This is a genomic window from Kitasatospora sp. NPDC085464, from assembly GCF_044541955.1.
Classification (GTDB): domain Bacteria; phylum Actinomycetota; class Actinomycetes; order Streptomycetales; family Streptomycetaceae; genus Kitasatospora.
In genome coordinates this window covers 243,180-249,972 of sequence record NZ_JBITTM010000006.1, presented here as the reverse complement: position 1 = coordinate 249,972, position 6,793 = coordinate 243,180, and the positions used below count along the sequence as shown (strand labels likewise).

The following is a 6,793-nucleotide window of genomic DNA, read 5'->3' as shown; positions in this document are numbered from 1 at the left end:
CGGCGATCATCTTCAACGCCCTGGTCATCATCGGCCTGATCCCGCTCGCCCTGCGCGGCGTGAAGTACCGCCCGTCCGACGCCAGTTCCCTGCTGGCCCGCAACATCGGGATCTACGGCGTCGGCGGTCTGGTGGTGCCGTTCGTCGGCATCAAGCTGATCGACCTGATCGTCCAGTTCATCCCCGGTCTGAGCTGAGAGAACGAGAACCATGCCCACCATCGTGCGCACCCACCTCACCGCGCTGCGGGCGCTGCTGGTGATGACCGTCCTGTGCGGCATCGCCTACCCGCTGCTGGTCACCGGCATCAGCCAGGTCGCGTTCAGCGACAAGGCCAACGGCTCGATCGTGAAGGCCGACGGCAAGGAGATCGGGTCCAGCCTGATCGGCCAGAACTTCAACCTGCCGAAGAAGAACCCGGACGACCCGAAGGAGGAGGCCCAGCCGGACCCGAAGTGGTTCCAGCCCCGCCCCTCCGCCGCCGGGACCGGCTACGACGCCTCCTCGTCGGGCGCCTCCAACCAGGGCCCGAACAGCGACGACCTGCTGAAGGCCGTCAACGACCGCCGCGCCGCCGTCTCCCAGTTCGACGGCGTCGACCCGGCGAGCGTCCCGGCCGACGCGCTGACCGCCTCAGGCTCCGGCCTCGACCCGCACATCTCCGTCGCGTACGCCAAGGAGCAGGTCGACCGGGTCGCCAGGGAACGCGGGCTGCCGACCGACCAGCTCAACCAGCTCGTCGACAAGTACACCGAGGACCGCTCGCTCGGCTTCCTCGGACAGGAGGGCGTCAACGTCGTCCTGCTCAACAAGGCTCTGAGCGAGACGAAGTGACCGCCTTGGCGACCTGAGCAGCCAGACCGGCCCGAGCGCGGAGGACCACCTGCGCGCCCGGGCCGGTCTCCGCGTTTCGCGCAATCCCAGCGGGCCACACCTCACCGTCTGCCTTCCCTACCCCGTTCGTTGCGGCCGCCCTTCGTCAGAAAGCGCAGCACCCATGTCTCCTGACCTCACTCCCGGCATCGTTCATCGCCGCGGACGGCTGCGGGTCTACCTCGGCTCCGCCCCCGGTGTCGGCAAGACCTACCGGATGCTGGACGAGGCCCACCGCAGGCGGGATCGCGGCGCGGAGGTCGTCGTCGGCTTCATCGAGACCCACGGGCGCAAGCACACCGCGGGGATGCTCGACGGACTGGAGGTCGTCCCCCGTATCCGCCGGCACTACCGGGACGCCGAGTTCGAGGAGATGGACCTCGACGCGGTGCTCGCCCGCCGCCCGTCCGTCGTCCTGGTCGACGAGCTGGCGCACACCAACATCCCCGGCGGCCGCAACGCCAAGCGCTGGCAGGACGTCGAGGAACTGCTCGCCGCCGGGATCGACGTCATCACCACGGTGAACATCCAGCACCTGGAATCGCTGAACGACGTCGTCCGGAAGATCACCGGCATCCCGCAGCGCGAGACCGTCCCGGACGAGGTGGTCCGCCGGGCCGACCAGATCGAGCTCGTCGACATGGCCCCGCAGGCCCTGCGCCGCCGGATGGCCCACGGCAACGTCTACAAGGCGGAGAAGGTGGACGCCGCACTCTCGAACTACTTCCGGGTCGGCAACCTCACCGCCCTGCGCGAACTCGCCCTGCTCTGGGTGGCCGGGCGGGTGGACGAGGGACTGCGCGACTACCGGGCGGCCCACAGCATCGACCGGGTCTGGGAGACCCGCGAACGCGTCGTGGTCGCCCTCACCGGCGGCCCCGAGGGCGAGACGATCATCCGCCGCGCCGCCCGGATCGCCGACCGCACCGCCGGCGGCGACCTGCTGGCCGTCCACGTCACCCGCAGCGACGGCCTGGCCGGCGCCTCGCCCGGTGCGCTCGCCCAGCAGCGACAGCTGGTCGAGGACCTCGGCGGCAGCTACCACATGGTGGTCGGCGACGACATCCCCACCGCGCTGCTCGCCTTCGCCCGCGCTCACCATGCCACCCAGCTGGTCCTCGGCACCAGCCGCCGCGGCCGGATCAACCGCTTCCTCACCGGCCCCGGCACCGGGCAGACCACCGTGGACGCCTCCGAGGACATCGACGTCCACATGGTCACCCACGAGTTCACCGGCCGCAGCCGGCTGGTGCCCAAGCTCGGCCCCCGCCACTCCAAGCGCCGCAGCATCGCCGGCTTCGCCGCCGGCCTGGTGGTGCCCACGCTGCTGACGGCCGTCCTGTCCCAGTTCCACAACTCGGTCAACCTCACCACGGACGCGCTGATCTTCCAACTCGGCGTCGTGGTAGTCGCGTTGCTCGGCGGCGCAACCTCCGCGCTGCTGGCCTCCCTGGTGGCTTCCCTGCAGCTCAACTACTTCTTCATCCCGCCCGTCCACACCTTCACCATCGACGAGACCAACAACTTCATCGCCCTGATCGTCTTCGCCGTCGTCGCGCTCACCGTCTCCACCGTCGTCGACCACGCCGGCCGCCTCACCACTCGGGCCGCCCGCGCCACCGCCGAGGCCGAGTCCCTCTCCACCCTGGCCGGCAGCGTGCTGCGCGGAGCCGACGCCCTACCCGCCCTGCTGGACAAGACCCGCACCGCGTTCGGCCTGGACTCCGTCGCCCTCCTGGGCCGCGACGGCGGCACCATCGCCCGCAGCAACGGCGACGGCGAACCGGCAGCCGACCACACGGTCACCGAACTGCCCGCCGGACCGGACGCACTACTGATCCTTGCCGGACGCCGGGTCTCCGCCGCCGACCAACGCGTCCTCACCGCCTTCGCCGCGCACATCGCCGCCGCGCTGGAACGCGACCGCCTCGCCACCGCCGCCGCCGAGGTCGAACCGATCAAGGCCGCCGACAAGATGCGCACCGCCCTGCTCGCCGCCGTCAGCCACGACCTGCGCACCCCGCTCGCCGCCGCCCTCGCCGCCGTCGGCTCGCTGCTCAGCGCGGACGTGGAGTTCGCCCCCGCCGACCGCGACGAACTGCTCACCATGGCCAACGAGTCACTGCTCAAGCTCACCGCACTGGTCGACAACCTCCTCGACATGAGCCGCCTCCAGGCCGGCGCCCTCACCCTCCACCTGGAGGCCGCCCAGCTCGACGAAGTACTGCCCCGAGCCATGGACTCCCTCGCCGACCCGGACGCCGCCGTCCAGCCCCTCGACCTGGACACCGCCCCGCCAGTGCTCGCCGACCCGCCCCTGCTGGAACGCGTCCTGGCCAACCTCATCGCCAACGCACTGCGGCACAACGCCCCCGGCGCGCCCGTCCTGGTCACCGCCAGCCACCACGCCGACCAGGTCGAGATCCGTGTCGTCGACCGCGGCCCCGGCATCGCCCCCGAGGACCGCGACCGGGTCTTCCTGCCCTTCCAGCGCCTCGGCGACACCGACAACACCACCGGCGTCGGCCTCGGCCTCGCCCTCTCCCGCGGCCTCGCCGAAGCCATGGGCGGCACCCTGGAGGTCGAGGACACCCCCGGCGGCGGCACCACCATGCTCCTCACCCTGCCCGCAGCCACACAGGTCGAGGAGGAGCAGTGAGCCGAATTCTCCTGGTCGACGACGATCCGCTGCTGCTGCGGACCCTGCAGCTCAACCTCCGAGCCCGCCAGTACGCGGTCCTGACCGCGAGCAGCGGCCGGGAGGCCCTCGACGTGGCCGAGGACGAATCGCCCGACGCCGTCCTCCTCGACCTCGGCCTGCCCGACCTCGACGGCATCGACGTCCTCCGCAGCCTGCGCGCCCACCTCGACGCGCCGATCATCGTCCTGTCCGGCCGCACCGACCCCGAGGAGACGATCCGCGCCCTCGACTCCGGCGCCGACGACTACGTCACCAAACCGTTCGACCCCGACGAGCTGTTCGCCCGCCTGCGGGCCGCCCTGCGAAGACCGCTCCACCTCGTACGCGAACAGAACCCCAGGATCGGCGAATACGAGATCGACACGGACACCACCACCGCCGCCGGACCGGACGGGCCCGTCCGGCTCACCCCCATCGAGTGGAAGATCCTCACCCTCCTGCTGGCCAACCCGGGCCACCTGGTGTCCGGCCGGCAGATCCTGCACGAAGTCTGGGGCCCAACCGCCGAGAAGCAGCGCCATTACCTGCGTGTCTACGTCGCGGGCCTGCGCCGCAAGCTCGAACCCGACCCCGCCCACCCCCGCCACCTGATCACCGAGGCCGGCATGGGCTACCGCTACGAGCCCTGACCAGCCCACGGGGAAACCAGGTCCGGAGGCAGTGGGCCGAACACGAACGGCCCGCCGGGCAGGTCAATGGTGTTCCTCCGGCCGGAGGCCGCCGACGACCTCGGCAACCAGTACACCGACTACGGCGGTGTCCACGGGCTGAGCGCCGACGGTGTGCGGACGGACGGTTCCACCCCCGGTCAGCCGGCGATCGATGCGAAGACCGGCCCGCTCACCGTGCGCCTGGTTTTCCTCCAGGGGCAGACGGAATCCGACTGCGAGTTCTCGTTGGCGCGGCCGGACCGGACCTGAAGCCCGAGCCACCGCCGATCGCCTCAGTCCCCGCCCGGGGCAGGCGCTCTACTCGCCGTGGTCCGCCGAGGGCGGGAAGCGGAACATCTGCCGGCGCAGCCATCCGTCCGGCAGGACGGCCCTACCGAACATGATCAGACCGATTCCGAGCGAGACTCCGGCGGGATAGACGCAGACCGTGGACAGCCATCCGATCCGGCGCTCGTCGGCGATGCCGCCCACGACGGCAGAGACCACGAACAACACGGTGCAGACCGCACTGATCAGCCCGTACACCCACCGCGGGCGCATAGTGGTCCTCCGATCGTCCGGTCATCCGCTGGCCGCAAGGCCCATGCGACGCACTGCATACGCACCTGTGCACTGCGATCAGGCACTGTAGGTCACCCACGCCGTCCCCGCGCGCGGGAACGAACCGGACTTCCCTGGACGACTGTGACGACCGGTGACGACCGTGGAGTCCGGCTTCGGGCCACGGCCCCGCTCTGCGGCTTCCCACGGCCCGGTCAGGCGAACTCGCGCAGGCGCGGCCGCACTCCGAGCGCGGTCAGGGCGAGCGCCGCCGCCAGGGCCGCCGCGCCGAGGCCGGCGGTGGTGGCGTCGAGGTCGTCGTCGGTGGTGGCGACCGCGGCCTCGAAGGCACGCTGGTTGATCGCCTGGTTGTCGTCGAGGGCCGAGCTGAGCGTCCCGAAGTCGGCGTTGGACTGGCCCGGGGTGAGACCGGTGTTGAAGGTCACGGCCTCCTTCAGCTTGCCCTGGGCGTTCAGCTCACGGATCTTCCGGTCGTCGCGCTGGTACTGCTGGAAGGCCGCCAACACCCGCTCCGCCGCGTCCTGTTCACCGGCGAAGGTGATGTTGCGCAGCTCGTCGCCGAGGTACCCCCCGAACCCCACCTGGCCGTGGTCGGCCCGGTGCTTGTCGGCCAGCGCCGCCAGCCTGTCGTTGTACGTGGCGAGGGTCGCGCCGTCGACCCGGGCGAAGGACTGGGTCTTGTCGAGGAAGCTCTGCTCGTAGGCCGCCGACCGGGCGGGGTCGCTCAGGTAGCGGCTCTCGTCGGCGTTCAGGTCGTACGCCACCGCGCGCGCCCGGCTGAGGGCGATCACCGAGTCGAAGGAGTTGCTCTTGGCGACCACCAGCTGGTGGTCCGCCCGGGATGTCAACGTCAGGGCCGTCACCAGGCCGACGACGGTGAGCAGACTCGTGACGGCCAACGGCACGTTGACCAGACGGCGGAACCGCACCGTCAGCAGCCGCTGCAGCAGCCCGAGGGCGGCCAGGGCGAGCAGCCCGGTGACCAGGATTCCCCACCAGCCGCCGGCCAGGGCATCACGCCGGTCGGTGTAGTTGTGCTCGACCACGGCCGCGTTGGCCTTGGTGACGTCGTCGACGGCCGGCAGCAGCCGCTGGCGCAGCAGGTCGGTGGCCTGCCGGTAGGCCACCAGGGCGTCCGCCGAGGGCCGGCCGGCCGCGGCATGGGCCTGCTCCTCCAGTAGCTGGGCGCGCGCCACCAGGGCCTCGTAGCGGCCGAGTTCACCGATGACGGTCTGCACGGCCCGCTGCCCGGCCGCATCGCCCGCCACCGCCTCCGTGACGCGCTGCAGGTCGGCGTCGGCCTGGGTGCGCCGCTGCTCGTAGGTGTCCAGCGTCTCCTTGCGCAGCGCCGCGTAGTCCGGGTCCGCGCCGAACAGCAGCAGGTTCGCGGCCTGGGCGTCCATGTCGTTGAGCGCGAAGTACAGGTCCGCCGAGCGCACCACCTGCGGGGCGGCCTCGTGACCGATGACGTCCATGCCGTCCCTGGCCCCGCCCAGGACGGTGCCGGTCGCCGTGCCGGCGGCAAGCAGCGCCGCGAGGCAGAGACCGGTGAGGCCGCGCACCAGGCGCGGGGTGTTCCACCAGACCCGGCTGCGCCAGGAGATGCCGAGCCGGTGTTGGGGGGCGCGCGGCACGGGGAGCGGTACGGCCGTCTCCTGTCGCGACGTGTCCGACGCGACCTCTTTCCCCATGACCGCCGTACCGCTCGACGTTCCCGTTGGCATCGCCGCGCGCCCCCTCCCCTGTTTCTCACTGGCCGCCGAACCTTCCCCGGAGGAACCCGCCGGGGGTCGGGGTTCGGCAAACGGTTCGCCGCCAGGCCCCACGCCCGGACGGCGAACCGTTTCCTCGCAGCTCACGCTAGATGTGGTCGAACATCCGTCCGTCGTTCCTGACGCGTCCTTGACGCCTTCGACGACCGTCTTGACGCAGCATTGGCGGTGCTTCAGCGGGTGATCGTCCACTGCTGCTCGGTGGACCCGTCGCA

The 6,793-nt window shown here is 71.3% G+C and carries 7 protein-coding genes; 5 read left to right on the top strand and 2 right to left on the bottom strand.

Translation table 11 applies throughout. The features are described from left to right. From ACIGG8_RS07980 to ACIGG8_RS07960, 5 genes are all read left to right on the top strand, one after another. Positions 1-197: hypothetical protein (locus ACIGG8_RS07980; protein WP_396546366.1), on the top strand; the 197-nt coding region annotated here is incomplete at its 5' end. 13 nt (positions 198-210) lie between these two features. Beyond that, positions 211-834, top strand: coding sequence for a potassium-transporting ATPase subunit KdpC (gene kdpC / locus ACIGG8_RS07975; protein WP_396546365.1), 624 nt, complete (start codon positions 211-213; stop codon positions 832-834). Positions 835-997: 163 nt separating this feature from the next. Beyond that, entirely contained in the window at positions 998-3,532 is a 2,535-nt protein-coding gene (locus tag ACIGG8_RS07970; protein ID WP_396546364.1) for an ATP-binding protein, read from the top strand. Continuing rightward, a complete protein-coding gene (locus ACIGG8_RS07965) occupies positions 3,529-4,203 on the top strand; it encodes a response regulator (RefSeq protein WP_396546363.1) in 675 nt (224 codons plus the stop codon). The genes ACIGG8_RS07970 and ACIGG8_RS07965 overlap by 4 nt, the downstream gene beginning before the upstream one ends. Positions 4,204-4,269: 66 nt before the next feature. After that, positions 4,270-4,494 carry a hypothetical protein gene (locus ACIGG8_RS07960; protein ID WP_396546362.1) on the top strand — a complete coding sequence of 75 codons (225 nt, stop codon included), beginning with the start codon at positions 4,270-4,272 and terminating at the stop codon, positions 4,492-4,494. A gap of 48 nt (positions 4,495-4,542) precedes the next feature. Here the strand turns inward: ACIGG8_RS07960 and ACIGG8_RS07955 are convergent, their stop codons facing one another. Both ACIGG8_RS07955 and ACIGG8_RS07950 read right to left on the bottom strand, forming a co-directional pair. Then, positions 4,543-4,785 (bottom strand): hypothetical protein, encoded by a 243-nt coding sequence (locus ACIGG8_RS07955; RefSeq protein ID WP_396546361.1) that lies wholly within the window; start codon positions 4,783-4,785, stop codon positions 4,543-4,545. Between the two features lie 215 nt (positions 4,786-5,000). After that, positions 5,001-6,440, bottom strand: a complete 1,440-nt coding sequence (locus ACIGG8_RS07950) for a hypothetical protein (protein ID WP_396546360.1) — start codon at positions 6,438-6,440, stop codon at positions 5,001-5,003. Positions 6,441-6,793 lie beyond the last annotated feature (353 nt).

Bases quoted from the DNA above. Each gene is read 5' to 3' on its own strand.
- kdpC (WP_396546365.1), top strand. From the start codon at position 211: ATGCCCACCATCGTGCGCACCCACCTCACCGCGCTGCGGGCGCTGCTG.
- ACIGG8_RS07970 (WP_396546364.1), top strand. From the start codon at position 998: ATGTCTCCTGACCTCACTCCCGGCATCGTTCATCGCCGCGGACGGCTG.
- ACIGG8_RS07960 (WP_396546362.1), top strand. From the start codon at position 4,270: ATGGTGTTCCTCCGGCCGGAGGCCGCCGACGACCTCGGCAACCAGTAC.
- ACIGG8_RS07955 (WP_396546361.1), bottom strand. From the start codon at position 4,785: ATGCGCCCGCGGTGGGTGTACGGGCTGATCAGTGCGGTCTGCACCGTG.